The sequence below is a fragment of the Pusillimonas caeni genome, assembly GCF_003545815.1.
Classification (GTDB): Bacteria; Pseudomonadota; Gammaproteobacteria; order Burkholderiales; family Burkholderiaceae_B; genus Pusillimonas; species Pusillimonas caeni.
Map to the genome: position 1 here is coordinate 21,787 of NZ_PDUW01000015.1, position 22,738 is coordinate 44,524.

Below are 22,738 nucleotides of genomic sequence, written 5' to 3' on the forward strand. Positions count from 1 at the left end.
CAGGTTCATCCATGATTAAAACCTCACGATTCCTCGGGCATTCGCCGGCCGCCTTTCGGCTCGCACGCTCCATCGTCAAGGCGGCTCCCACCGGAGCCAGCGTGTTGATCATCGGCGAAAGCGGCACCGGCAAAGAGGTCGTGGCCCGCGCCATCCACGGGCGAAGTCCGCGCCGCAACCAGCCCTTCGTCGCCGTCAATTGCGGGGCCATCAGCCCCTCGCTGGCTGAAAGCGAACTCTTCGGCCACGAAAAGGGCAGCTTCACCGGCGCGGTCAGCAGCACCGAGGGCTGTTTCGGGCGCGCCCACATGGGTACTTTGTTTCTGGATGAAATCACCGAGATGCCACTGTCCATGCAGGTGCAACTGCTGCGCGTGCTCGAGAACGGCACCTATCACCGCGTGGGGGGCTCCGAGCAGCGCAAGGTCAACGTGCGCATCATCGCCGCCACCAACCGCGACCCCAAGATGGCTGTGCAGGCTCATACCTTCAGGTCCGACCTGCTGTACCGCCTGGCGGTCTTCCCCATTCGCGTGCCTTCGCTGCGCGAGCGCAAAAGCGATATCGCCTACCTGGCGCGGCGTTTTCTGAATGAGCTCAACGAACAAGAAGGCACCAACAAGGTGTTTGCGCCCGACGCCCTGTACCAGCTCGAAAACTACCATTGGCCCGGCAACGTGCGCGAACTCAAGAACACCGTCATGCGCGCTTTCATCCTGGCCGACGACGAGGTCGAAGTCCTGCCCATGAACGCCGAGGGGCAGCCGCGCCGGCTCGAGGTCAAGCACGGCCTGCTCAAGATTGCAGTGGGCACGCCGCTCAATTCGGCACAGCGCGCGGTCATCATGGCCACGCTCGAATACTATGGCGGCGACAAGCGCCGCACCGCCATGGCGCTGGGCATCAGCCCCAAAACGCTTTACAACCGGCTCGAAGAATTCCGCAAGCAGGGCTACGCCTTCCAGGCGGCCTGAGGCATGCGCTGAAACCCTGTGCCGAGTAAGTAGCCGTCTGTTCGCGGCATCCGTGGCAAGCCGCTAATGCAAGCTGTTGGAGGCGATGTTGTACATGCCGCGCGTTGGAGGGCGCTGCCTCGATCCGCCCGACCGCGCGGCATGTACAGCATCGCCTCCAACGGCGCCTAAGAACCCGGAAAGCCCATCATCCAAGCAGAGACATGACGGCTACATTGATGCCATAGCCGCCCACCAGCAAGAAGGCGAACAGCGTCGCGGCCAGCAGCATGGGGCGCAGTCCCGCTTCGCGCAAGGCGCCGGCGCGGGTGCGCAGACCCAGGGCGGCCATGGCCATGGCCAGCAATACGGCATCCACATGCAGAATCGCCTGCACGACCGCCGCGGGCAGAAGCTGCAGCGAATTGATTCCCGCCGCCGCGATGAACAATACCGCAAACCAGGGGATGACGACACGGCGGGCGCCGCCGCCTTCGCCGCGCGACAGCACGCCGGACAGCAGGACCAGGAAAGGAGCCAGCATCATCACCCGCATCATTTTCTCGATCACCGCCGTCGATGCCGCCGCCTCGCTGACCGCCGAGCCCGCCGCTACGACCTGGGCCACTTCGTGGATGGTGGAGCCGGCATAGACGCCGAAGGCCTGCTCCGACATGCCGATGAGGGGATAGAGAAGCGGATAGGCGAACATCGCCAGCGTGCCGAACACCACCACCGTGGCGACCGCGACGGTGACCTTGTGCGCCTGGCCCTTGACGACGGGCTCGGCCGCCATGACGGCGGCGGCGCCGCAAATGGCGCTGCCGGCGCCGATGAGCATGGCGGTTTGTTTGTCCATGCGCAGCACGCGCGTGCCCAGCTGCACGGCCAGTACGAAAGTACAGGCGACCATCAGGGCGGCGATCAACACCCCCGCCCAGCCGATGTGGGCGATGTCCTGGAAGGTGATGCGGAATCCGAACAGGATGATGCCGGCCCGCAGCAGTAGGTTCTTGGAAAAATCCACTCCGGCGGCGGTGCGCCCGGCAATGGCGGGGAAGAAGGTATTGCCGGCGACCATGCCCAGAACGATGGCCAGGGTGAGGGGGCTGAGGCCCGCCTGTTGCAGCCAGGACGTCTGCGCCAGCAGCGTGCCGACGGCGGCCAGCGCGGCTGTCAGGGCCAGGCCAGGCAAGAAGCCCGGGCGAGTCAGAATGGAAAAACGGGAAGAAGAAAGCGTGGCGGTCTGCGTCATGCGCTATTGCCTGTATGAAAGTCCAACGGAAGTCAGGCTTAAGCTTATAGTTTGCAGTAATATGAGTCCAATACCCATTTTTCACAAATGCATGAATTGAACTCATAGGGCCATGCGACTGAATCTTCATCTCACCCGCATATTCTTCACGGTCGCGACCCGGGGCAGCTTTTCGCGCGGCGCCGAATTGCTGCACATCAGCCAGTCGGCGGCCTCCAAGGCGGTGCGCGAGCTCGAAGAACAACTGGGCCTGGCCCTGGTCGAACGCGGCGGGGCGCGCGGCAAGGGCGGCCGGGGCCTGCGCCTGACAGAGGCCGGTCGGGCCTTGTACGAACATGCGCGCGGCATCTTTGCGCTGGAACGCGCGGCGCTGGAGGATCTGGGCGCCCGCACCGGCCTGCAGAAGGGCAGCCTGGTCATCGGGGCCAGCACGACCGTCGCCGGCTATTGGCTGCCGGGCTATCTCGCTTTGTTCGCCGAGCAGTTCCCCGACGTCGAACTGCGCGTCGTGGTCGGCAATACGGCCACCATCGGCCAGGGGCTGCTGGACTGCATCGTCGATGTCGCGGTGGTCGAAGGCGGGGTGAGCGACCCGGGCATCACCGCCTTGCGCTGGCGTGAAGAAACCTTGCTGCTGGTCGCGCCGCCCGGGTCCGGCATGACGGGAAGCGCCGAGGTGGACGCGCGCAGCCTGAGCCGCGCGCGCTGGCTGGTGAGGGAGGCCGGTTCGGGCACTCGCGAGGTCACCGAGCGTCTGATGCGGGACGAAGGCGTCCAACTTGGCGACACGATCGAAGTGGGCAGCAACGAAGGCATTGCGCGCGCCGTGGCGCAGGGCCTGGGCGTCGCCATGCTGCCCGAAGTAGTGGTTCAAGACTTGCTGGCCCTGGGCCGCGTGGCTACCATGAACACCAGGCGGGCAGAGCGCTATCGCCGCCCGCTATTTCTGTTGAAACGGGCGCAGCGTCCCTTGTCTCCCGCGGCCCACGCGTTTTCCACCATGCTGCAGGAGCGCGAGCCGCCTGCGCACCCGCAGCCATAGAGGCACGGCATGAACAAACCCGCTTCGTCGTCCATAAACCGCAACGCTCCTCCCAGCCCGCTGCCGGCCGGGCCGGGACTGCGCTGGCTATGGATAGTGACGGCTCTGCTGCTGTGTGTGCTTTGCGTGCACGTCTACCAAGCCATCAGCGCCGGCGACGCTGCCATGCAGGGCGCTTTGCTGGGCGGCCTGGGGGCGGCGGGCGCCACGTCGCTGGGTACCGTGCCGCTGCTGTTGTCGCGCAGCTATTCGCAGCGCTTCACCGACACCCTGCTGGGATTCGGCGCCGGCGTCATGCTGGCGGCCAGCTCGTTCTCGCTCATCCTGCCGGCGCTGAACGTGGCCAGCGACCAGGGTTCGGGTCCCTGGGGCGCGGGCGGGCTGGTGGGCCTGGGCATACTGGCCGGCGCGGGCGCCCTGTTTCTCATCGATCGCCTCATGCCTCACGAGCACTTCGTCAAAGGGGTCGAAGGGTCGCGCTCGCGCGCGATGAAGCGCGCCTGGCTGTTCGTGATGGCCATCATGCTGCATAACTTTCCGGAAGGGCTGGCCATCGGCGTGGCCTTCGCGGGGCCCGACAGCGTGGGGGCCAGGTCGCTGGCGGCGGGCATTTCGATCCAGGATCTTCCCGAAGGCATGGTGGTGGCGCTGGCCCTGCATTCGGTCGGCTACAGCAAGAGGCTTTCCGCCGGCATCGCCATTCTTTCGGGCCTGATCGAACCGGTGGCGGCGGTGCTGGGCGTCATCGTCCTGGGCTTGTCGGCCGCCTTGCTGCCCTGGGGCCTGGCCGCCGCCGCGGGCGCCATGCTGTTCGTCATCAGCCACGAAATCATTCCCGAGTCGCACCGCCAAGGCCACGAAGCCTGGGCCACCGGCGGGCTGATGGTGGGCTTCGTGCTGATGATGGTGCTGGACACCGCGCTGGGCTAGCATCTTGCCGCCGTCGCGGGGGCTCCGAAAAACAGGCGGTGGCGAGCGGCGGCGCTAACGGCCGAGTCGGGCGCGCAGGCGCGCGATCTCGGTTTCCAGGTCATCGACCCGCCGCAGCAGGTTCAGCGCCAGGGCCAGGCCCCGGGTGTCCAGCTCGAAGTCGTCGCGCAGGCGCCGCGCCTTGCGCGCCACCACGATGCATTGCGTATGAAAGAAATAATTGCCCGGATCGTCGTTCGAAGGTTCGATGATGCCGGTCTCGATCAGTTCGCGCAGCTCTTGCGCGCTAAGCCCCGACACTTCGACCACGTGCTCGAACGAGCAGATGTCCGAGGCGTTGAGCCAGACGCTTTCGGTGATTTGGGTCTTCATGTGCTTGCTCCCGGATAGGAACGCGGATTGAAGCGCGACTCGGCGGCAAGCTGCTGCATCAACTCGCGCTCACGGGCGGACAGCTTTGCCGGTACGTCGATCTGGACGATGGCATAGAGGTCGCCATGTTTGCCGGACGAGTCGGGCATGCCCCGGCCCGACAGGCGCAGCTTGCGGCCGGCCACCGTGCCTTCGGGGATTTTCATTTCCACGGCCCCGCCCAAAGTGGGGATCTCGACCACGGCGCCCAGCGTGGCCTCCCAGGGCGCCAGAGGCAGATCGATGGACAGGTCGCGTCCGCCGACCCGGTACAGGCGATGGGGCTGGAACTGCATCGTGACATACAGGTCGCCCGCACGGCCGCCGTTGAACCCGGCGCCGCCTTTTTGCGGCAGGCGCAGGCGCTGGCCGTCGGAGGCGCCCTTGGGAATGCGTATGCGATAAGTCTTGGGGCTGCGGCGGGGCATGCCCTGTGCGTCGTAGTCGGGCAGCGAGACGGTAAGGTCGGCCTCGGCGCCGGTATAGACCTGTTCCAGCGTGACCGGCATGCTGACTTCGAAATCTTGCCCGTTCAAGGGGCGATGCGCGCGCTGTTGTCTTTCGGCACGCTGCGCGGCCGCGAAAGCGGCCAGAAGGTCGGCCAGATCGACGTCGGAGAAATCAGCCGATTCTTCATGAAAATGCTGCTGCCACTGGTGCGGCGGGACAAAGTCCTCGCCTTGGGGATGGCGGCCCAGCGCGTCGTAAGCCGCTCTTTTTTCGGAGTCTTTGAGCGTGGCGTAGGCCTCGGCGACCTCCTTGAACTTTTGTTCGGCGCCGGCTTCTTTGGATACGTCCGGATGGTACTGGTGGGCCAGCTTTCGATAGGCCTTTTTTATTTCGTCTTGTGTGGCGTCGCGCGCCACTCCAAGGACTTCGTAGTAATCGATGTATTTCATTCCGACTCCCGAAGGGTTTGCCGCCAGATTACCAACAACGGCAAATCTTGCAAAGCACATGCCCGCCGGCGCGGGACGTCCACCGGCCGGCGCTCCGTTCATGGGCCCTGCCGGCGAGCATCGATCGTATTCCGGCCCACGACGCAAAGAGGCGTCGGATCCGGGGCGCCTGCCCTCTGTTGAACCTCGCAGGTATGGGGCTTGCTATGAGGCAGACGCGGGTGCCCGGGCCGCAGGCCAGGTGAGAGCCCGGACCACCTGTCCAAAGGGCGGCACCGGGCATTCGCACCTTCGCGAGAGCAGAGCAGCGGGCTCTGCTCCGCCAATTTTTCTGAGAAGGAGTTCGCTCATGAATAAAGACACGATGGAAGGCCAATGGAAACAACTGGCAGGCAAGGCCAAGGCAGCCTGGGGAGACCTGACAGACGACGAACTCACCAGAACCAAGGGCGACGCCCAGCAGCTGGCCGGCCTGGTGCAGGAGCGCTACGGCAGGACGCGCGAAGAAGCCGAGCGCGAGGTCAAGGAGTTTTTCGACAACAACCGCTGAAGGCGATAGAAGCCGGCATCCGACCGGCTTCCGGGCGCCCGCCGGCGCCGTGCCATGACGCGCCGTCGCCGGCGTAAACAACGGCCAACGTGGCCGCAGAAAGACACTGCGGCATTTGCGTTGGCCGCCTCGTATTCAATCTTCACGGCTTTTCCGGTCACGGGCACGGCACATGCCCCGGCTGCCGGCGCACGGGCGTTGACACCGTTGCCGTATTTCAGGAGACACAGATGGCTAAATCGACACCGCCTGAACAGGCCGCGCAAGCCGCGGCGACAGGCTTCAACTCAACCGACAGCGGTCCCGCCCATGATCCTGCCGATGGAATGAAGGACGGCGAGGGGGTGGCCAAGGCCGCCGCCGTGGGCAAGATGGCCTCGGCCATGCCCCACAATCCCAACAAGCAGGCCGAACACGGCCACGACAATGCACTGGCCCCGCCGGAAGGCGCGACGGCCGAGCCGCCTTCACGCGATGCGACCGGCAGCACGTTGGCGGAAAAAAACCATACCGACAAGTATGGCAAGCCGGCGGCTCCCGGCGTCAATGCGGCGGGCGGTTCGCTCGAACGCGTCCGGGCCGATCCCGAAGGGCAGCCCCTGACGACCAATCAGGGCGTCAAGGTGGCGGACAACCAGAATTCGCTCAAAGCCGGCCTGCGTGGGCCGGCCCTGCTGAAAGACTTCATCCTGCGCGAAAAAATTACCCACTTCGACCACGAGCGCATTCCCGAGCGGGTGGTGCATGCGCGAGGCTCGGGGGCCCATGGCTACTTCGAGTGCTACGAGCCCCTGACCGAGCTGACGCGCGCTTCGCTGTTCGCCGAAGCGGGCAAGATCACGCCGGTTTTCGTGCGCTTTTCGACGGTGGCCGGCGAGAGGGGTTCGAAGGACACGGCGCGCGACGTGCGCGGCTTTGCCGTGAAGTTCTATACCGACGAAGGCAACTGGGACCTCGTGGGCAACAATATGCCGGTGTTCTTCATCCAGGACGCCATGAAGTTCCCCGACCTGGTTCACGCCGTCAAGCCCGAGCCGCATCACGCCATGCCGCAGGCGGCTTCCGCGCACGATACCTACTGGGACTTCGTCTCGCTGATGCCCGAATCCACCCACATGCTGATGTGGCAGATGTCGGATAGGGCGATCCCGCGCAGCTACCGCATGATGCAGGGCTTCGGCGTACACACCTTCCGTTTCGTCAACGAGCAAGGCAAGTCGACCTTCGTGAAGTTCCACTGGAACCCCAAGCTGGGCACGCATTCGCTGGTGTGGGACGAGGCCGTCAAGATCTCGGGCGCCGATCCCGACTACAACCGGCGCGACCTGTGGGAAGCGATCGAGTCGGGCGCCTATCCCGAATGGGAACTGTGCGTGCAGACCTTTACCGAGGAGCAGGCCGAAGCCTTCAGCTTCGATGTGCTGGACGCGACCAAGATCGTGCCGGAGGAACTCGCGCCCCTGCAGCCCATCGGCAGAATGGTGCTCGATCGCAATCCCGACAACTTCTTTGCCGAGACCGAGCAGGTCGCCTTCTGCGCGGCCCACGTCGTGCCGGGCATCGACTTCACCAACGATCCCTTGCTGGCCGGCCGCATCCATTCCTACGTGGACACGCAGATCAGCCGTTTGGGCGGCCCCAATTTCCATGAACTGCCCATCAATGCGCCGCTGGCGCCGGTGCAGAACAACCAGCGCGACGGCATGCACAGGCAGGCCATCCACCGCGGCCGCTCCTCGTATGAACCCAACTCGCTGGGCGGCGGCTGTCCCTTCCAGGCGGGCGCCCAGGGCTTCGTGTCCTTTCCCGAGCCTGTGGAACAGGATGAGGTGCGAGGCAAACCCGAAAAATTCGCCGAGCACTACAACCAGGCGGCGCTGTTCTACAACAGCCAGACCGAGGCCGAGCAACGCCACATCGCTGCCGCGTTCCGCTTCGAGCTCAGCAAGGTGACCGTGCCGGCGGTGCGCCGCCGCGTCGTGTCCATGCTGCGCAACGCCTCCGAGGAATTGGCGGCGGAGGTGGCTCAGGGCCTGGGCATGGAGCTGCCCGAAGCCATGCCCCGGGCCCTGGCCAAGCCGCCCAAGCCCGAGGTGGAAGTGTCCCCGGCCCTGTCCCTGACGGCACGCCAGGGCGAGGCCGGCATACAGACCCGCCAGGTCGCCGTGCTGGTCGCGGACGGCGTGGACGGTGACGCGGTATGGGACGCCACCTATGCGCTGCAGGAGCAGGGCGCCGTGGTGCGCCTGGTCGGCCCGCACATCGGCACCATCACTCCCGGGAACGGCCAGGCCATCGATGCCGACGCCTCGCTGGAGAACCATCCCGGCGTATTGTTCGACGGAGTCATCGTGCCGGGCGGAGCGGAGGCGGCCAAACGCCTGGCGGCGGATCCCAAGGCGCGCGAGTTCCTGACCGATCAGTTCCTGCATTCCAAGACCATCTGGGCCTCGCGCGATGCCGAGGCGCTATTGCGCCAGGCGGGCATCACGCCGCAGGACGAGGAGCTGCCGGGGATATTCGTTACGGAAAAGAGCGAAGCCAAGGCCTTGCAGAACTTCATTTCCGCCCTGGGCCATCACCGGCATTTCGAGCGGGAGCGTCCTGCCGCGTGATTCATATGTACTTTGCTGTTCCGCCCGCCCTTGGCCGAGGGCGGGCGGCAGCCGGCATGAACGCCCTACGCGGGCTCTTTTTGCTTTACGATTGCTGCCTACGGATCGACGCCGGGGAGTAAAGCACATGCGGGCCGATCTCGGACACTCTTCTGACACCGCAAAAAGCCATGGTGCTCAGCATCTCCTCCCTCAGGATCTGCAGCACGCGGTACACGCCGTCCTCTCCGCCCGCGGCTACCCCATAGAGCCATGCGCGGCCGGCCAGTACGCCGCTTGCACCAAGCGCGCAAGCGCGAACGATGTCCTGTCCGCTTCGCACGCCGCCATCAAGCAGAAGTTCCGCCTTGCCGCCTACGGCGTCGACAATGGAGGGCAGTGCCTGCACCGCGGCTGGCGCGCCATCTAGCTGGCGTCCTCCCTGGTTGCTGATACTCAGTGCATCGGCGCCGGCATCGATGGCAAGCAGTGCGTCCTCGGCATCGAGCACACCTTTGACGATTAGGCGGCCGTCCCATGCCTCCTTGAGCCGCTTCACCTGGTCCCAATTAATGTCGAGTACGAACTGGTTCGCATGCCACTTGGCAAAAGAGGCCAGATCAGAGACACCCTTGGCATGTCCGATGACGTTGCCGAAGCCGCGGTTGGAAGTGCGCAGCATCGCGAGACACCAGCGAGGCGACGACAGCAGATCCAGCATCTGCCTGGGCGAACGGCGCGGCGGCAGCGTCAAGCCATTGCGAGCATCGCAATAGCGGCGCCCGGCCACGTGGTAGTCCATGGTGAGTATGAGCGCCTCGCAGCGGGCTTTCTTGGCTCGCCGTATCAGCTTCTGCAAAAAGTCTGTATCTTTCAGCAGCGAGACCTGCATCCATAGTGGCCCATCCGTATGTTTGCGCACGTCTTCCAGTGAACATACGCTGCCGATCGACAGGCTATAAGGGACGCCGAAACGATGCGCCGCCCGCGCGCCAAGGATCTCGGCATCGGGCCAGACGAAACCGGCCAGCCCGGTAGGCGCCACCGCCAGCGGCAGTGCGGCTTCGCCGCCCAGTATCGTGGCTGCCGACGTCACCTGATCGACGTTCTTGCCTATGCGCTGACGAAACTTCAAGGCGGCGAACGCGGCCTCGTTGTCCGCGTAGGTCGAGCCGGTCCATGAGCCTGAATCAACGAACTCATAGAACATCTTCGGAATCCGGCGCCGAGCCTGCCGGCGGGCGTCTTCCACGCATTGCAAGGCCTGCATTCTGTTCTCCTGAGCCTCGAGGTTATACGGTCGAACTGCGACAGGGCTCGAGAGCGGGTGCGACGGCGTTCATTCCTGGGAAAACGCCTCATCGAGCTTCAATCTTGAGGGGATTTTAGGAATTTGCGAGACGGAGAGTTATCATCAAGTTCACCTGGTGAACACTTTTTATCGAGGCCATGAGTGCTGTGAGTGCAATCAACGCAAAAGTGAAGACCATCGATTCGCTTGCTCGCGGTCTCATCGTGCTGCGCCGGCTTCAGCACGAAAAGAGCATGAGCATGCCCGACTTGATGGCGAGCACGGGTTTGTCGCGGGCTACGTTGCTGCGCATTCTGAAAACTCTGGGGCAAGCGGGCCAGGTGGATCGCAATCCTATGAACGGCCGTTACTTCTCGGTGCCGGACGCCTCGGCGGCGCCTTCGTTGTCGCAAGCGCGCCGGCTTCTGTCGGAGATTACGGCGCCGGTACGCCGAACGCTGGAGCGCAAAGTTCCTTGGCCCACCAACTTAGCTGTCCTGGATCGTTTCGAGATGGTGATCCTGGACACCAATACACGTTGCAGCCTGACACCGAACTACCACGCGCTCGGACTCCGGCCTCCTTTGCTGTTTACTGCCGTCGGCAAAGCTTTTCTGGCCTGGAATAAACCCGCTGACAGACAAGCTTGGATCGACGCTGCGTTGCGCCATCGCAGGGTCGGTGGAGATTTCGACTTGGCTTTCCTTGACAAGGAATTGCTCCAGATCCGGCAACAGGGGTATGCCATTTATGACTCCACGCGCGCGGCGCCGAACACGCCCGCCCGATATGGCGCCTTGGCCGTGCCCATTTTTTCAAGCAAGCGCTGCGTGGCAAGCCTGGCCTTGATCTGGATTCCCGAAGTGATGGCGCTGGAACAGATTCTTTCTTCGTATCTGGCGCCCATGCAAAAGGCTTCGGAAGCCATGTCCCAATTACTCACGGCGCGCGGATTCGAATCAAGCGAGCTGTAGGTATTTGAAGGACCTGCCGTGTCCGGCCTCTTCTTGCTTCAGTAGAGGGAAGGCTTTGCACATATTGAGCTGATGTGTTTTCACTTCAAAGCTTGATTTTTATCAAAAAACCGCTTCTAGAACGCACTATGATGCCTATTAACGATTAAATGTGCATAAAAATGCATTTTTAGTCGGGGCCGGGAGCATTCCCGTCGAATCAGCCAGTTAGTGTCGGGCCCAGGCGCCCGCCGGGGAGAACATCATGAGCGCAAGCGAAGCCATCCGCAGCAAGAACTATGTCGAAGTCAATTACGACGACAAAATTCCCAACAACGTCGACCTCAACAGCGACCGCCAGTTGCAGCGCGCGCTGGAGGCCTGGCAGCCCGATTATCTGGAGTGGTGGAAAGAAGCAGGCCCCGAAGGGTTCCAGGAAGCCGACGTCTATCTGCGCACCGCCGTCGGCGTCGACCCCAGCGGCTGGGCGGTATTCGACCACGTCAAGATGCCCGAATACCGCTGGGGCATCCTGCTGGCGCCCAAGGAAGAAGGTCGCACCATTCCATTCGGACGCCATAAGGGCGAGCCCGCGTGGCAGGAAGTGCCCGGCGAATACCGTTCCGTCTTGCGGCGCCTCATCGTCGTTCAAGGCGACACCGAGCCGGCCTCGGTCGAGCAGCAGCGCTACCTGGGCCAGACGGCGCCCTCGCTGTACGATCTGCGCAATCTCTTCCAGGTCAACGTGGAAGAGGGCAGGCATCTGTGGGCCATGGTCTACCTGCTGGTCAAGTACTTCGGACGCGATGGCCGCGAAGAGGCCAAGGGTCTGCTCGAACGCCGCTCGGCCGACAAGAACAACCCGCGCATCCTGGGCGCCTTCAACGAACGCACGCCCGACTGGCTGTCCTTCTTCATGTTCACCTACTTTACCGACCGCGACGGCAAGATGCAGCTGGCCGCGCTGGCGCAATCCGGTTTCGACCCCCTGTCGCGCAGCTGCCGCTTCATGCTCACCGAAGAAGCGCATCATCTCTTCGTCGGAGAGACGGGTGTAGGCCGCACCATCGAAGCCACGGTCAAGGCCATGAACGCCGCCGGCATCAAGAACCCGTACGATGTCGACGCCATCCGCGCTCTGGGCGTCATCGACCTGCCGACCCTGCAGCGCAAGGCCAATTTCCACATGTCGGTCACGCGCGACCTGTTCGGCTCGGAGATCTCGAGCAACGGCGCCGAGTTGTACAGCGCGGGGCTGAAGGGCCGCTACGAGGAAACGCGTATCGACGACGATCACGTACTGGCCGATGCGACGTATCCGGTGATGAGGGTGCGCGACGGCGGGATCGTGACGGAAGAGGCGCCGGCGCTCAGCGCGATCAACAGCCGGCTGCTGGACGACTACATCAAGGATTGCCAGGGCGGCATGGACCGCTGGAACAAGATCATCGCCAATGCGGGCGTGGATTTCCGCTTCACCCAGCCGCACAAGGGTTTCAACCGCAAGATCGGCGAGTTCGCGGGGCATAGCATCACGCCGGAAGGCGAGCTGATCTCGGCAGAGGAATTCGAGGCGCGCAAGGACGAATGGCTGTGCAACGAGGCCGATCACGACTTCATCAATTCGCTGATGAAGCCGGTGTATGAACCCGGCAAATACGCCAGCTGGATCGCGCCTCCGCGCGTAGGCATCAACAGCAAGCCGGGCGATTTCGAATACGTGAAGATCTACGATAACGACGCGGCGGCTGCGGATTGACGGTCGGATAACCTTGGCAAGGGAGAGGCCTTCATATCCGGCTCCGCCTCTGTGTTCTTGGCCTGCCTCTGCGGTTGGTAGTGAGGTTCTTTGTTCTTGATCCGTCCCTGCGCTGCGGGGGTGTGCTTGGGCGGGCAGCGGCGGTCGGCCCTTCGGGCACGCCTGTCCCGCTCGTCCGCCCGTTCGGGCTCCCTTCGCGTGCGCCTGGCTCTCCCACCAATGCCCGCCCAAGCACACCCCCGCAGCGCAGGGACTGCATCGCAGCAAGGAGACGGCTTGCGTGCGAGGCACGTATCGTATCGGCGGCATGCTGCCACCATGAAAGTCGGTAGCGACTCAAGTACGGCCACCGCAAAGTCACTGATATCGTCACATCTACAAAACCACCGGGCGCCGCACCATTCGAAACCATGAGGCGTGGGGCCGGTTGATATTTTGGGCGACGTTCGAGCAAGCCGAGTACCCTGTTATTTTCGGGGGTGCAAGCCCGCAGCTGTCTGAGCGGCACGCTTGGCGGACCACCGGTCCGCCGCCGCGAGTTCTGCGGGCGCCCCGAAAATGATAGGGTAGGAGGGAAGCCCGGCAAAGCCGGGCCGCAGCGAGCGGCGCCCAAAATATCAACCGGCCCCATGCCGCTTCAAGAACTCAAACATGGTCCCACCACATCACAACAACAACGACTCGCCAAAAACAAAACGAGTGTCCGATACGCAATCCAGACACTCGCTATCGCCAGAATGCTCTCTCTAAAATCAGACAGCATTCGAACATTGAACTACTAGGAGGCCAAGCCCAATAAGATTACTTCGCCTTGTCCCCTTGAGCCGCCTCGCGCTCAGCGATATTGGCCAGAATCTCCGCGCCCCGGTTCGCCGCCGAAAGCCCGCGGAACAGAAAGGTGAGATTGACCACGTCCTGCATCTCCTTCCAGGTGGCCCCCGCGCGCCGCGCCGCCATGCCGTGCAGAATCGCCGCATCGCTGAGCGTAATGAGCAGCATGCCGAACAGCATCAGCTGCGTCGTCTTCACATCGAAGCTTTCCGGATACATCGCATGTTCGCGCATCTGCTCCTGAAGGTCGACCATCTTCGGATCGAGCGCGCCCGTGACGTTCATGCGCGCCTCGATGCGCGGCGGTACGAAGCCCAACAGCTCTTCATAGATCTTGCCGCGTTCCTCCGCGGTTTTCTTGGTATCGCTGTATTCACCGATGGATTCGCGGACCACGTCGACGTTGATTCGTTTGGGTAGCATTTGACAGACTCTTTATCAGTTGGAAGAAATAGGAGAGGGCGCCTGCGACCAGGCCGACACCACATCTTGCGTCGTGCACACCTCGCCGAACAGGAACTGCATGTTCATCAGGCTGGCCTCGTGAAGATTGGCCGTATGGGAAGCGACTGCGTCCTTGGGCACCACGCAGGTAAAGCCCAGCGAATGGCCCTCGCGGGCTGTGGACTCGACGCAGATCTGCGTTTGCACCCCGGTCAGCACCAACGTTTCCACGTTGCGGGCGCGCAGTTCCTGCTCGAGTTGCGTGCCTGAAAAGCCGCTGTAATTATGCTTGATGACGACCGGCTCGCCCCGTTCGGGACTGACGCAGAACCAGTCGGCGCCCCAGGTGCCCGGCTCGCAACACACCGCCGTGATGCCCCGCTGGCGAAGCTTGCGCAGCATCGAGGCCGGAATGCGGTCATGGGAATAGTCGGCGCCGATCCACAGCACCGGCACCTTGTGGCTGCGGGCCGCCCTCAGCAAGCGCGACAGATTGTCGCAAATGCCTGCGGCAGCGTTGACGTCCTTGCCCATGACTTTGTCGATGTAGCCGCCGGGCGCGCAGAAGTCGTTCTGCATGTCGATGACCAGCAGCGCCGCGGACTCGGGCCGCAGAGCCTCGCATAAAGGCCCGTCTTGCACGGTTTGAGCTGTGTTCATGCAGCCTCCTGCAGCGCCCAGTACGAGCCGCCCATGCCGCAGCGCATGGGAACCGACGGCACATAGAAGACGCTTTCGGCCTTGGCATTGCCCAGCTCGGCCGCTGCGCCCATGGCCACCAGCCATGCCAGCAGCTCGCCCGCGCCGCCGTCGCCGCCGGTAAGCAGCTTTTCGAAAGTGGCCTCTTTGCGGACCTTGTCCAGATCGCCCGTTTCGAGCAGCTGCATGAACCAGCGGTCGAATTCTTCGTGTACGGTGAAGTAATCCAGCCCGCCCGGGTCGTGCGAGAGACCGCCCGTGGTCATGAGAACCACGCGTTCGTCGGAAGGAAAGTTCTCGACGATGCGCGCGATTTGCGCGCCTACGTCGAGGCAGTGCGAAGCGCCGGGAACGGGAGGCACGATGCAGTTCATGTGCATCGGCACGAAGCGCACATCGTACTGCGGAAACAGGAACATGAGCGGCACCGACCAGTTGTCGTCGAACAGCAGTTCTTCGGCGAAGGCGTGGTTGATGCCGGCCTTGGCCGATTCGCGCACCAGCGCGCGGCCCAGTTCGCGATGGCCCTTGATCTGGTAGTCGGGCACATTGAGCCAGTCTTTGAACCAGGGCGCCGGGCCCTGCCAGTGGTCGCCGATGCCCACGCAGAAGTCGGGCACGTTCTCCATGGGGAAGTTGAGCAGGTGGTCGTTGGCCACGCCGATGACCACGTCCGGCTTGAGTTCCTGCATGCGGCGGTGGAATTCCTTATACCCGGCCAGCACCGCTTCCTGCTGTTCTTGCGGGGCGCGGTCTATCCAGCCGGTAACGCCGGGCGCGTGGGCAATGCCCAGTGTTGCAACGAGCTTTGCCATGATTATTTGTCCTCTTGCTGGATGCCCATTTTTTCGGCGTACAGTCGCGCGGCATCGCTGTTGTTGTGGTTGTAGCCGCCGCCTTTGAACAGGCGGCTGATCTGGGGAAGAAAATAGGGGTGCACGCCCATGCCGGCCAGGCCGGCGATGTCCATATTGCGCCACGCCTGCCGCTCGGGCTCGGTCAAGCCGTAGTGTTCCATCGAAGCTTCGATGTCTTGCTGGAACTGCTGGTAGCGCTGCCGATCACGACGCAGTTCAAACACCATGCGATTGGACGGCAAAGTGCGGTCCGTATCCTGGATGCCCATCGATATTCCTTTTAAATTTCGATTTAGGATAATAATATCGATTTAATGTAGTTGGGTTTATAATCGCTGTCAATCGGGGGCTTTCCCGGGCGACAGACAAATCCATGAACAAGGCCGACTCCACACCCACTCTTGCCAGCAGCATTGCCGCCATGCTGCGCGAACGCATTGCCCATGGCGACTTCGCGCCCGGCGCCAAACTGCGGCTGGACGAATTGCGCAGCATGTTCGGCGTCAGTCTCAGCCCGCTGCGCGAGGCCTTGTCCCGCCTGTGCGCCGAAGGCTTCGTGGCCACTGAAGACCAGCGCGGCTACCGGGTCGTGCCCGTGTCCCAGAACAATCTCGATGAAGTGATCCGCCTGCGCGTGCAGTTCGAAAGCTACGCCTTGCGCGAAGCCATCAAGAACGGGGACGACGTATGGGAAGGCGAGGTGCTGGCCGCTTTGCACCGGCTCAACAAGATCGAGCGCGGACGCGTCGACGCCCAGGGCGTCAGCCAGTGGGAGCAGTTTCACAGCGTCTTTCACCGGCGCCTAATATCGGCCTGCGGCATGCCGCTGCTGCTGCACTTCTGTGAAACCCTGCACGATCTCAACGACCGTTACCGCCGCATTTTCTTGTCCGACAACCCCATCGACCGCGACGTGCGCCAAGAGCACGTCGACATCTGCACCGCCACGCTCGAACGCCGCGCCGACGAAGCCTGCGAACTGCTGCGCTCTCATGTGGAGCGCACCGGCGCCAACGTGCTGAAGGCGCTCGGCGATGGGCGCGCGTCCACGCCGGCGCTCTGAAGCACCGCTTGCGACGGCGTACGCCATCCGCGCGATTCCCGTAATAAAAAAGCCTTTGGTCCGGCCGTACAAGGCCGGACCAAAGGCGTCGCCGGGCCGCCCGGGTCCGGGTGCCGTCGCCCTAGCGATGCTTCTCTAACGATGCATGTCAGGCATCGCCCATGCCGGCGGCGGGGTCGTCGCCGCGGCCTGAAAACACATGTTCTTCGATGCGTCGGCCCACATCGGCGTCGATGTTCTTCCAGTATTCGATGGCCCGCTCGAGCACGGGGCTGCGCACCCCGCCAAGCAGGCTTCCGGCCACCTGGTCGACCAGCTTGTCGCGCTGTTCGTCGCTGAATACTTCGCGGACGAGAGTGCCGGGCTGGCTGAAATCGTCGTCTTCGGCATGCAGCGTATAGGCCGAACGCACCATGTCGCCGTCGGACTCCCAGCCATCGGGCACGGGGCCGGTGTCGTCGGCCCAGGGCCGGCCGCCGCTGTTGGCGGCGTACACCGGCGCATTGCCGCTGTGGTGGTAAGCCATGTGGCCATCGAACATATAGGTATTGACCGGCACCTTGGGCTGGTTGACCGGCAACTGGTGGAAGTTGGCGCCGATGCGGTTGCGCTGCGCATCGGCATAGGCGAAGGCGCGGCCCAGCAGCATCTTGTCGGGCGACAGGCCGATGCCCGGCACCGTATTGCCCGGCGAGAACGCCGCCTGTTCGATCTGGGCGAAGAAGTTCTCGGGGTTGCGGTTGAGCGTCATGGTGCCCACCGGAATGAGCGGGTAGTCCTTGTGCGACCAGGTCTTGGTGAGATCGAAGGGATTGAAGCGGTAGGTCTTGGCGTCGGCATAGGGCATGACCTGCACCGACAGCACCCATTTGGGGAATTCTTCGCGCGCGATGGCATCGAAGAGGTCGCGGCGATGGAAGTCGGCGTCCTTGCCGGCCATTTCGGCGGCTTCTTCGTTGCTGAAAAACGCCATGCCCTGCTGCGTGTGGAAATGATATTTGACCCAGAACTTCTCGCCCTTGGCATTGATCCACATATACGTGTGCGAACCGTAGCCGTTCATGTGCCGCCAGGTGCGGGGCAGGCCGCGTTCGCCCATCAGATAAGTGACCTGATGCGCGCTTTCGGGGTTGTTGGTCCAGAAGTCCCACTGCATGTGGTTGTCGCGCAGGCCCGAGTCGGGCAGGCGCTTCTGGCTGCGTATGAAGTGGGGAAACTTCATCGGATCGCGCACGAAGAAGATCGGCGTGTTGTTGCCCACCAGGTCGTAATTGCCTTCGGTGGTGTAGAACTTCAGCGAGAAACCGCGCACGTCGCGCCAGGTGTCGGGGCTTCCCGCTTCGCCGGCCACCGTGGAAAAGCGGGCCAGCATTTCGGTCTTACAGCCTTTTTGAAAGAGCGCGGCCTTGGTGTAGGCCGAGACGTCCTCGGTGGTTTCGAACACGCCGAAAGCGCCGGCGCCTTTGGCATGCGGCTGTCGCTCGGGAACTTTCTCGCGGTTGAAGTGCGCCATCTGCTCCAGAAAGTGCACGTCGTGCAGCAGCAGGGGGCCGTCGGCGCCCACCGACAAAGTATTGCGATCGCTTTGCGCCGGTGCGCCCGAGCCGGTCGTGGAATGTCTGGCCAGATCTTTGCTGGAGTCGCTCATTCGGATTCTCCTTTTTGGGTTGACTTCCGGCGCGCTGGATGCCGAACGGAGCGCCGGATCACCGTCCACTATAGCCGCGCCCCCGGCCCGTGCCAATAGATGGGCGGCCATCAGCCCATCAGGCTGAGCCGCAACGCCAGCGCGGCCAAGGCCAGCAGCAATACCGGCAGAGTCAACACCACGCCGACCCGGAAGTAATAGCCCCACGAAATCATCATGCCCTTGCCCGCCAGCACGTGCAGCCAGAGCAGGGTGGCCAGGCTGCCTATCGGAGTGATCTTGGGGCCCAGGTCGCTGCCGATCACATTGGCGTAGATCATGGCTTCCTTGACGAGACCGCCGGCCTGACTCGCATCGATGGACAGGGCGCCGATCAGCACAGTGGGGAGGTTGTTCATGACGGAGGAGAGCAGGGCGGTCAAGAGGCCCGTGCCGAAGGCGGCCGCCCATACGCCGTGCTTTGCGCAGGCATCCAGCAAAGCCGCCAGATGGTCCGTCAGACCCTGGTTGCGCAGGCCATACACCACCAGATACATCGCCAGCGAAAACACGACGATCTGCCAGGGCGCTTCGCGCAGCACCTTGCGCGTGTCGATGACGCGGCTGGACCGGGCCACGACCCACAGCGCAAAGGCTGCGGCCGAAGCCACGGCGCTGACCGGCACGCCCAGCGGCTCCAGCCCGAAGAGGCCCACCAGCAGCAGCGCAAGCACCAGCCAGCCGGCACGGAAAGTGTTCGGATCGCGGATGGCGCTTGCCGGGGCGCGCAGCCGCGTCTTGTCATACACGGCCGGCAGGCTGCCGCGGAAATAAGCCACCAGTACCAGCAAGGTGGCCGCCACCGAGACTACGTTCACCGGCACCATGACCGACGCATAGCGGCCGAAGCCGATGCCGAAGAAATCGGCCGACACGATGTTGACCAGATTGGACACGATGAAGGGCAGGCTGGCGGTATCGGCGACGAACCCCGCCGCCATGATGAAAGCCAGGGTGGCTGCCGGGCTCAGGCCAAGGGTCACCAGCATGGCCATGACGATGGGGGTCAGGATGAGGGCTGCGCCGTCATTGGCGAAGAAAGCGGACACCACCGCGCCCAGCAGGACGATGGCCATGAAAAGGCGCCGCGCCCGTCCCCGGCCCCAGCGCGCCACATGCAGGGCCGCCCATTTGAAAAAGCCGGCCTCGTCCAGCAAAAGGCTGATCACGATGATGGCGATGAAAGTGGCCGTGGCGTTCCAGACTATCGCCCATACCGCGGGTATGTCCGCAAGATGAACCACCCCTGTCGCCAGCGCCAGCCCCGCGCCGATCAGGGCGCTCCAGCCTATGCCCAGGCCCCGGGGCTGCCAGACGACAAGGACAAGGGTAAGAAAAAAGACTGCGGTGGCGGTGAACATGGATAGCGTGTTTTTTAACGAAGACGCCGAGCGCAAGGGTAGTTGGCGTCGTGCGTATGGCTTGAAGCCGAGATTGTATGGGATAATGAAAAACTGTAGACAAATTATGGATTTGTAGATCCATTCGACTTAACGCGTCATCATGCGCACCAACGTCCGGGGTCAAATGAACATGGAAAACGGCAAAACCCTCTCGCAAACTATCGCCGACCAGCTCGCCGAAGAAATCGTCCTGCGCCGCATCCTGCCGGGTGCCCGGCTTGACGAGCAATCCATCGCGACCCGTTTCGGCGTCTCGCGCAGCCCGGTGCGCGACGCTTTGCGCCAGCTGGCCGTGACGCGCCTGGTGCATTACATGCCAAGGCGAGGTTTTTCCGCCGCGACGATCAAGCCGTCGGAACTCGACGAGCTGTTCGAGGCGGCCGGCGAAGTTGAAGCGTTGTGCGCCAAGCTGTGCGCCCTGCGGGCGGTTCCCGCCGAGCGCAAGAGGATAGAGCGCACGCACCACGAGGCCCGCCAAGCCGCCGCAGACAAGGATACCAAGGCTTATTCGCGACTGAACGACGAACTGCACAAACTCATTTACGCGGGCGCCCATAATAACGTCCTGCAAGAGATGGCCCTGGGAATACGCCAGCGCCTGGCGCCGTTCCGCGCCCAGGGCTTCTTCGTCTCCGACAATCGCATCGAAAAATCCAATAAAGAACACGACGAGCTGGTCGACGCCCTGCTGTCGCAAGACGCCGAAGCGGCCGCACGGGCCATGTACAGCCACGCCGCCAATTCCGCGATGAACGTGTTGCAGCATTTCGAGCACGGCTGAAGCCGCATACGCCCGTGTCGCGCTGCGCGTCGGCCGTGACGGCGGCATGACGACGTTCCGAACGCCCTGACAAGCTGTCGCCCCTATTCGGGCAGCGGCGCCTGCCAGGGCGTTTTTCGTCGAGCGACAAGCGGGCGCAGGCCTGCGCAACGCGCACGTACTTTTGTTGCGCCGGGAGCGGCGTTTTCATAGATATGGTTTTCCCTTAAATTCGTCGACAGTTATTGACTTGTAGAATTCAATAAAATATTCTTGTATACAAGTTATGAAGTTTGAGTACACAAACAAGACAGAGGAGTGGGACGATGAGTTGGATGGGATTTGGTACCTATGACGACGGAGCCGGCTTGAAACCCGCGCTCGCCTTGGGCGAAAAACTGTACGACCTGCAGCAGGTCCTCAAGGCCGGAGCGCCTCCGGCCAAGCAGGAGTGGCTTGCGCCGGAGGGTGTCCGGGCGATGCTGGGCGACTGGCAGGAAGCGCAGGCATGGCTCAAGGCCGCGGCGCCTCTCGCCGAAGGTCGGGCGCAGGAAGGGGGTTTGAAGCCGGTTCCCGATGCCGCGCGCATTGCGCCGCCTTACGTTCCCCAGCGCATTTTTTGCGCGGCATCGAACTACGCCGAGCATGCCAGCGAAATGGGTACCGAACTGGCCGCCAAGGCGCAAAGCAAGCCCTATATGTTCCTGAAGCTTTCCAACACCGTGATAGGAGACGGGGATACGATCCTGATGCCGCCCGAAACCCGGATGCTGGATTGGGAGATCGAGCTCGCGGCGGTCATCGGCAAGCGGGGCCGCCGCATCCCGGTGGAAGATGCCTTGAGCCATGTCGCCGGCTACACGGTCATCAACGACATATCGGCGCGCGACTTGAACGTGCGCTCCGACTACCCGTTCAAGCACGACTGGTTCCAAGGCAAGTGCCATGACACTTTTGCGCCGATCGGGCCCTGGATCGTTCCGGCGTGGCAGATTCCCGAACCTCAGGCGGTCCGAATGCGCCTTGACGTCAATGGCGAACCCATGCAGGAAGACACCACGGCCAATATGATCTGGACCGTCAGAGAGCAGATCTCTTATCTGTCCACTATCGTCACGCTGGAACCTGGCGATGTCGTGGCCACCGGCACCCCGACGGGTGTGGGCATGGGCCGGGGCATTTATCTGAAATCGGGCGACCGGCTGGTCGCAAGCATAGAGGGCATCGGCAGATTGTCCAACGAAGTCAAGGCCGAAGCGCTGTAGGATGAGCAGGCAGCACCGTTGTTGAAGTGAAAGGGGCCGGATCCGGCGCCACGCATGCAGTGACAACCATAACGGAGACAAGCAATGCGCACCGACAAAACCAGACTGAACTCCATCGCGAGAGGCTTCGCCTTATGTGTCGCGTTGGCATTTTCCTGCGCGCCGGCCGTGGCGCTCGAGAAGGTGACCTACAACATGGCATGGCTGCCGCAAGGCAGCTCCATCGGCGTCATCGTGGCACAGGACCAGGGGCTGTTCGAGAAGGAAGGCCTCGACGTCAACATCGTGCGCGGCTACGGTGGAAACCGCACGGCCAACGAGCTGGACCAGGGGCAGTACGAGTTCGGGTATGTCGATCCGGTCAGCCTCATATTGAACCGCGCCAATGGCGGGCACATCCGCATGGTGGGCGCCATGAACACCCGGTGGCCGGCCGGCATCTGTTTCGACAAGAAGCGGCACTCCATCAAAGAGCTGAACGACCTGAGCGGGCTGTCCATGGGAGGCGGTTCGGCCTCGCCGGTGCAGAGCGTCGTGCCCGCGTGGCTGGAGCTCAACGGCAAGCCGCGCGACTTCATCCGCCTGCTGCGCATGGACCCCGCCGTCATCGACGCTTCGCTGGTCGAGGGGCGCATCGACTTGGCCGAGTGCTGGCTGGCCAGCAATCGGGCCGTGATCCAAAGGAGGGCGGCGCAGGCGGGCGTCGAACTCGGCTGGATCGACTATGCGGATTTCGGCCTCGACGCCTACGGCAGCGGCTTTGCCACGCGCGAAGAACTCATCGAGAAGAATCCCGAGCTGGTCCGGAAATTCCTGCGCGGCGCGTATGCCGGATTCGAATTTGCGTTGAAGAGCCCGGAGCAGGCCGCGCAGATAATGGTCAAGATGTTCCCCGTGGTCGACCCGGACGTCGCCCTGCAGCAGATCAAGGAAATGAACACCCTGATCGTGGACCAGAGCGCGAAGGAGCAGGGGCTGGGCTATATAAAGCCGGATCGCATGCGCTCCACCGTCCAGTTCGTGGACAAGGCGTTCGACCTCGAAGGCAAGGTCAACGTCGACGATGTCTATACCAACGCATTGCTGAAGTAA

The 22,738-nt window shown here is 63.1% G+C and carries 21 protein-coding genes; 11 read left to right on the plus strand and 10 right to left on the minus strand.

All coding sequences use genetic code 11. The annotated features are described in order from the left end of the window. Positions 1 to 11 precede the first annotated feature (11 nt). Positions 12 to 974, plus strand: coding sequence for a sigma-54 interaction domain-containing protein (locus CSC67_RS20655; protein ID WP_118996359.1), 963 nt, complete (start codon positions 12 to 14; stop codon positions 972 to 974). A 187-nt stretch (positions 975 to 1,161) separates the two neighbouring features. On the opposite strand, the gene CSC67_RS20660 is transcribed toward CSC67_RS20655, so the two are convergent. Then, positions 1,162 to 2,208, minus strand: a complete 1,047-nt coding sequence (locus CSC67_RS20660; protein ID WP_118996360.1) for a YeiH family protein — start codon at positions 2,206 to 2,208, stop codon at positions 1,162 to 1,164. Between the two features lie 112 nt (positions 2,209 to 2,320). On the opposite strand from CSC67_RS20660, the gene CSC67_RS20665 reads away from it, so the two are divergent. Further along, on the plus strand, positions 2,321 to 3,250 hold the full coding sequence (locus tag CSC67_RS20665; RefSeq protein ID WP_118996361.1) for a LysR substrate-binding domain-containing protein: 930 nt from the start codon (positions 2,321 to 2,323) through the stop codon (positions 3,248 to 3,250). Positions 3,251 to 3,259: 9 nt separating this feature from the next. Continuing rightward, positions 3,260 to 4,180: a ZIP family metal transporter gene (locus CSC67_RS20670; protein ID WP_118996362.1), complete on the plus strand. Its 921-nt coding sequence runs from the start codon at positions 3,260 to 3,262 to the stop codon at positions 4,178 to 4,180. Positions 4,181 to 4,234: 54 nt separating this feature from the next. Here the strand turns inward: CSC67_RS20670 and CSC67_RS20675 are convergent, their stop codons facing one another. Beyond that, on the minus strand, positions 4,235 to 4,552 hold the full coding sequence (locus tag CSC67_RS20675; protein WP_118996363.1) for a chaperone modulator CbpM: 318 nt from the start codon (positions 4,550 to 4,552) through the stop codon (positions 4,235 to 4,237). After that, positions 4,549 to 5,490, minus strand: a complete 942-nt coding sequence (locus tag CSC67_RS20680) for a DnaJ C-terminal domain-containing protein (RefSeq protein WP_118996364.1) — start codon at positions 5,488 to 5,490, stop codon at positions 4,549 to 4,551. Before CSC67_RS20680 ends, CSC67_RS20675 begins: the two co-directional genes overlap by 4 nt. A 349-nt stretch (positions 5,491 to 5,839) precedes the next feature. On the opposite strand from CSC67_RS20680, the gene CSC67_RS20685 reads away from it, so the two are divergent. After that, on the plus strand, positions 5,840 to 6,040 hold the full coding sequence (locus CSC67_RS20685) for a CsbD family protein (RefSeq protein ID WP_118996365.1): 201 nt from the start codon (positions 5,840 to 5,842) through the stop codon (positions 6,038 to 6,040). Positions 6,041 to 6,270: 230 nt separating this feature from the next. Continuing rightward, a complete protein-coding gene (locus tag CSC67_RS20690) occupies positions 6,271 to 8,655 on the plus strand; it encodes a catalase (protein WP_118996366.1) in 2,385 nt (794 codons plus the stop codon). 85 nt (positions 8,656 to 8,740) lie between these two features. Here the strand turns inward: CSC67_RS20690 and CSC67_RS20695 are convergent, their stop codons facing one another. Further along, a complete protein-coding gene (locus CSC67_RS20695) occupies positions 8,741 to 9,904 on the minus strand; it encodes an alpha-hydroxy acid oxidase (protein ID WP_118996367.1) in 1,164 nt (387 codons plus the stop codon). A gap of 188 nt (positions 9,905 to 10,092) precedes the next feature. Here CSC67_RS20695 and CSC67_RS20700 point away from each other — a divergent pair, with 188 nt between their 5' ends. Together CSC67_RS20700 and boxB are read left to right on the plus strand one after the other, a co-directional pair. Then, positions 10,093 to 10,899 carry an IclR family transcriptional regulator domain-containing protein gene (locus tag CSC67_RS20700; RefSeq protein ID WP_167752984.1) on the plus strand — a complete coding sequence of 269 codons (807 nt, stop codon included), beginning with the start codon at positions 10,093 to 10,095 and terminating at the stop codon, positions 10,897 to 10,899. 244 nt (positions 10,900 to 11,143) lie between these two features. Then, positions 11,144 to 12,637, plus strand: a complete 1,494-nt coding sequence (gene boxB, locus CSC67_RS20705; protein WP_118996369.1) for a benzoyl-CoA 2,3-epoxidase subunit BoxB — start codon at positions 11,144 to 11,146, stop codon at positions 12,635 to 12,637. A gap of 801 nt (positions 12,638 to 13,438) precedes the next feature. On the opposite strand, the gene CSC67_RS20710 is transcribed toward boxB, so the two are convergent. From CSC67_RS20710 to CSC67_RS20725, 4 genes are read right to left on the minus strand one after another with little or no spacing between them, the layout of a single operon-like run. Then, complete coding sequence (locus CSC67_RS20710) at positions 13,439 to 13,891, minus strand: carboxymuconolactone decarboxylase family protein (RefSeq protein WP_118996370.1); 453 nt, start codon at positions 13,889 to 13,891, stop codon at positions 13,439 to 13,441. Between the two features lie 15 nt (positions 13,892 to 13,906). Continuing rightward, positions 13,907 to 14,572 carry a cysteine hydrolase family protein gene (locus CSC67_RS20715; protein ID WP_167752985.1) on the minus strand — a complete coding sequence of 222 codons (666 nt, stop codon included), beginning with the start codon at positions 14,570 to 14,572 and terminating at the stop codon, positions 13,907 to 13,909. Then, positions 14,569 to 15,426, minus strand: a complete 858-nt coding sequence (locus tag CSC67_RS20720; RefSeq protein WP_118996372.1) for a DODA-type extradiol aromatic ring-opening family dioxygenase — start codon at positions 15,424 to 15,426, stop codon at positions 14,569 to 14,571. Before CSC67_RS20720 ends, CSC67_RS20715 begins: the two co-directional genes overlap by 4 nt. Before the next feature lie 2 nt (positions 15,427 to 15,428). Then, entirely contained in the window at positions 15,429 to 15,737 is a 309-nt protein-coding gene (locus tag CSC67_RS20725; RefSeq protein WP_118996373.1) for a hypothetical protein, read from the minus strand. A 104-nt stretch (positions 15,738 to 15,841) separates the two neighbouring features. Here CSC67_RS20725 and CSC67_RS20730 point away from each other — a divergent pair, with 104 nt between their 5' ends. Further along, positions 15,842 to 16,531 carry a GntR family transcriptional regulator gene (locus CSC67_RS20730; protein ID WP_118996374.1) on the plus strand — a complete coding sequence of 230 codons (690 nt, stop codon included), beginning with the start codon at positions 15,842 to 15,844 and terminating at the stop codon, positions 16,529 to 16,531. A 148-nt stretch (positions 16,532 to 16,679) separates the two neighbouring features. On the opposite strand, the gene CSC67_RS20735 is transcribed toward CSC67_RS20730, so the two are convergent. Beyond that, entirely contained in the window at positions 16,680 to 18,179 is a 1,500-nt protein-coding gene (locus CSC67_RS20735) for a catalase (protein WP_118996375.1), read from the minus strand. 110 nt (positions 18,180 to 18,289) lie between these two features. Next, positions 18,290 to 19,579, minus strand: a complete 1,290-nt coding sequence (locus CSC67_RS20740; RefSeq protein ID WP_118996376.1) for an arsenic transporter — start codon at positions 19,577 to 19,579, stop codon at positions 18,290 to 18,292. Positions 19,580 to 19,721: 142 nt separating this feature from the next. On the opposite strand from CSC67_RS20740, the gene CSC67_RS20745 reads away from it, so the two are divergent. The 3 genes from CSC67_RS20745 (at position 19,722) to CSC67_RS20755 (ending at position 22,738) form a co-directional block, all read left to right on the plus strand. Continuing rightward, positions 19,722 to 20,402, plus strand: coding sequence for a GntR family transcriptional regulator (locus CSC67_RS20745; protein ID WP_118996377.1), 681 nt, complete (start codon positions 19,722 to 19,724; stop codon positions 20,400 to 20,402). 305 nt (positions 20,403 to 20,707) lie between these two features. After that, a complete protein-coding gene (locus CSC67_RS20750) occupies positions 20,708 to 21,646 on the plus strand; it encodes a fumarylacetoacetate hydrolase family protein (protein WP_245220318.1) in 939 nt (312 codons plus the stop codon). An 84-nt stretch (positions 21,647 to 21,730) separates the two neighbouring features. After that, positions 21,731 to 22,738 carry an ABC transporter substrate-binding protein gene (locus CSC67_RS20755; protein WP_118996379.1) on the plus strand — a complete coding sequence of 336 codons (1,008 nt, stop codon included), beginning with the start codon at positions 21,731 to 21,733 and terminating at the stop codon, positions 22,736 to 22,738.

Bases quoted from the DNA above. Each gene is read 5' to 3' on its own strand.
- CSC67_RS20655 (WP_118996359.1), top strand. From the start codon at position 12: ATGATTAAAACCTCACGATTCCTCGGGCATTCGCCGGCCGCCTTTCGG.
- CSC67_RS20660 (WP_118996360.1), bottom strand. From the start codon at position 2,208: ATGACGCAGACCGCCACGCTTTCTTCTTCCCGTTTTTCCATTCTGACT.
- CSC67_RS20665 (WP_118996361.1), top strand. From the start codon at position 2,321: ATGCGACTGAATCTTCATCTCACCCGCATATTCTTCACGGTCGCGACC.
- CSC67_RS20670 (WP_118996362.1), top strand. From the start codon at position 3,260: ATGAACAAACCCGCTTCGTCGTCCATAAACCGCAACGCTCCTCCCAGC.
- CSC67_RS20675 (WP_118996363.1), bottom strand. From the start codon at position 4,552: ATGAAGACCCAAATCACCGAAAGCGTCTGGCTCAACGCCTCGGACATC.
- CSC67_RS20680 (WP_118996364.1), bottom strand. From the start codon at position 5,490: ATGAAATACATCGATTACTACGAAGTCCTTGGAGTGGCGCGCGACGCC.
- CSC67_RS20685 (WP_118996365.1), top strand. From the start codon at position 5,840: ATGAATAAAGACACGATGGAAGGCCAATGGAAACAACTGGCAGGCAAG.
- CSC67_RS20690 (WP_118996366.1), top strand. From the start codon at position 6,271: ATGGCTAAATCGACACCGCCTGAACAGGCCGCGCAAGCCGCGGCGACA.
- CSC67_RS20695 (WP_118996367.1), bottom strand. From the start codon at position 9,904: ATGCAGGCCTTGCAATGCGTGGAAGACGCCCGCCGGCAGGCTCGGCGC.
- boxB (WP_118996369.1), top strand. From the start codon at position 11,144: ATGAGCGCAAGCGAAGCCATCCGCAGCAAGAACTATGTCGAAGTCAAT.
- CSC67_RS20710 (WP_118996370.1), bottom strand. From the start codon at position 13,891: ATGCTACCCAAACGAATCAACGTCGACGTGGTCCGCGAATCCATCGGT.
- CSC67_RS20715 (WP_167752985.1), bottom strand. From the start codon at position 14,572: ATGAACACAGCTCAAACCGTGCAAGACGGGCCTTTATGCGAGGCTCTG.
- CSC67_RS20720 (WP_118996372.1), bottom strand. From the start codon at position 15,426: ATGGCAAAGCTCGTTGCAACACTGGGCATTGCCCACGCGCCCGGCGTT.
- CSC67_RS20725 (WP_118996373.1), bottom strand. From the start codon at position 15,737: ATGGGCATCCAGGATACGGACCGCACTTTGCCGTCCAATCGCATGGTG.
- CSC67_RS20730 (WP_118996374.1), top strand. From the start codon at position 15,842: ATGAACAAGGCCGACTCCACACCCACTCTTGCCAGCAGCATTGCCGCC.
- CSC67_RS20735 (WP_118996375.1), bottom strand. From the start codon at position 18,179: ATGAGCGACTCCAGCAAAGATCTGGCCAGACATTCCACGACCGGCTCG.
- CSC67_RS20740 (WP_118996376.1), bottom strand. From the start codon at position 19,579: ATGTTCACCGCCACCGCAGTCTTTTTTCTTACCCTTGTCCTTGTCGTC.
- CSC67_RS20745 (WP_118996377.1), top strand. From the start codon at position 19,722: ATGCGCACCAACGTCCGGGGTCAAATGAACATGGAAAACGGCAAAACC.
- CSC67_RS20750 (WP_245220318.1), top strand. From the start codon at position 20,708: ATGAGTTGGATGGGATTTGGTACCTATGACGACGGAGCCGGCTTGAAA.
- CSC67_RS20755 (WP_118996379.1), top strand. From the start codon at position 21,731: ATGCGCACCGACAAAACCAGACTGAACTCCATCGCGAGAGGCTTCGCC.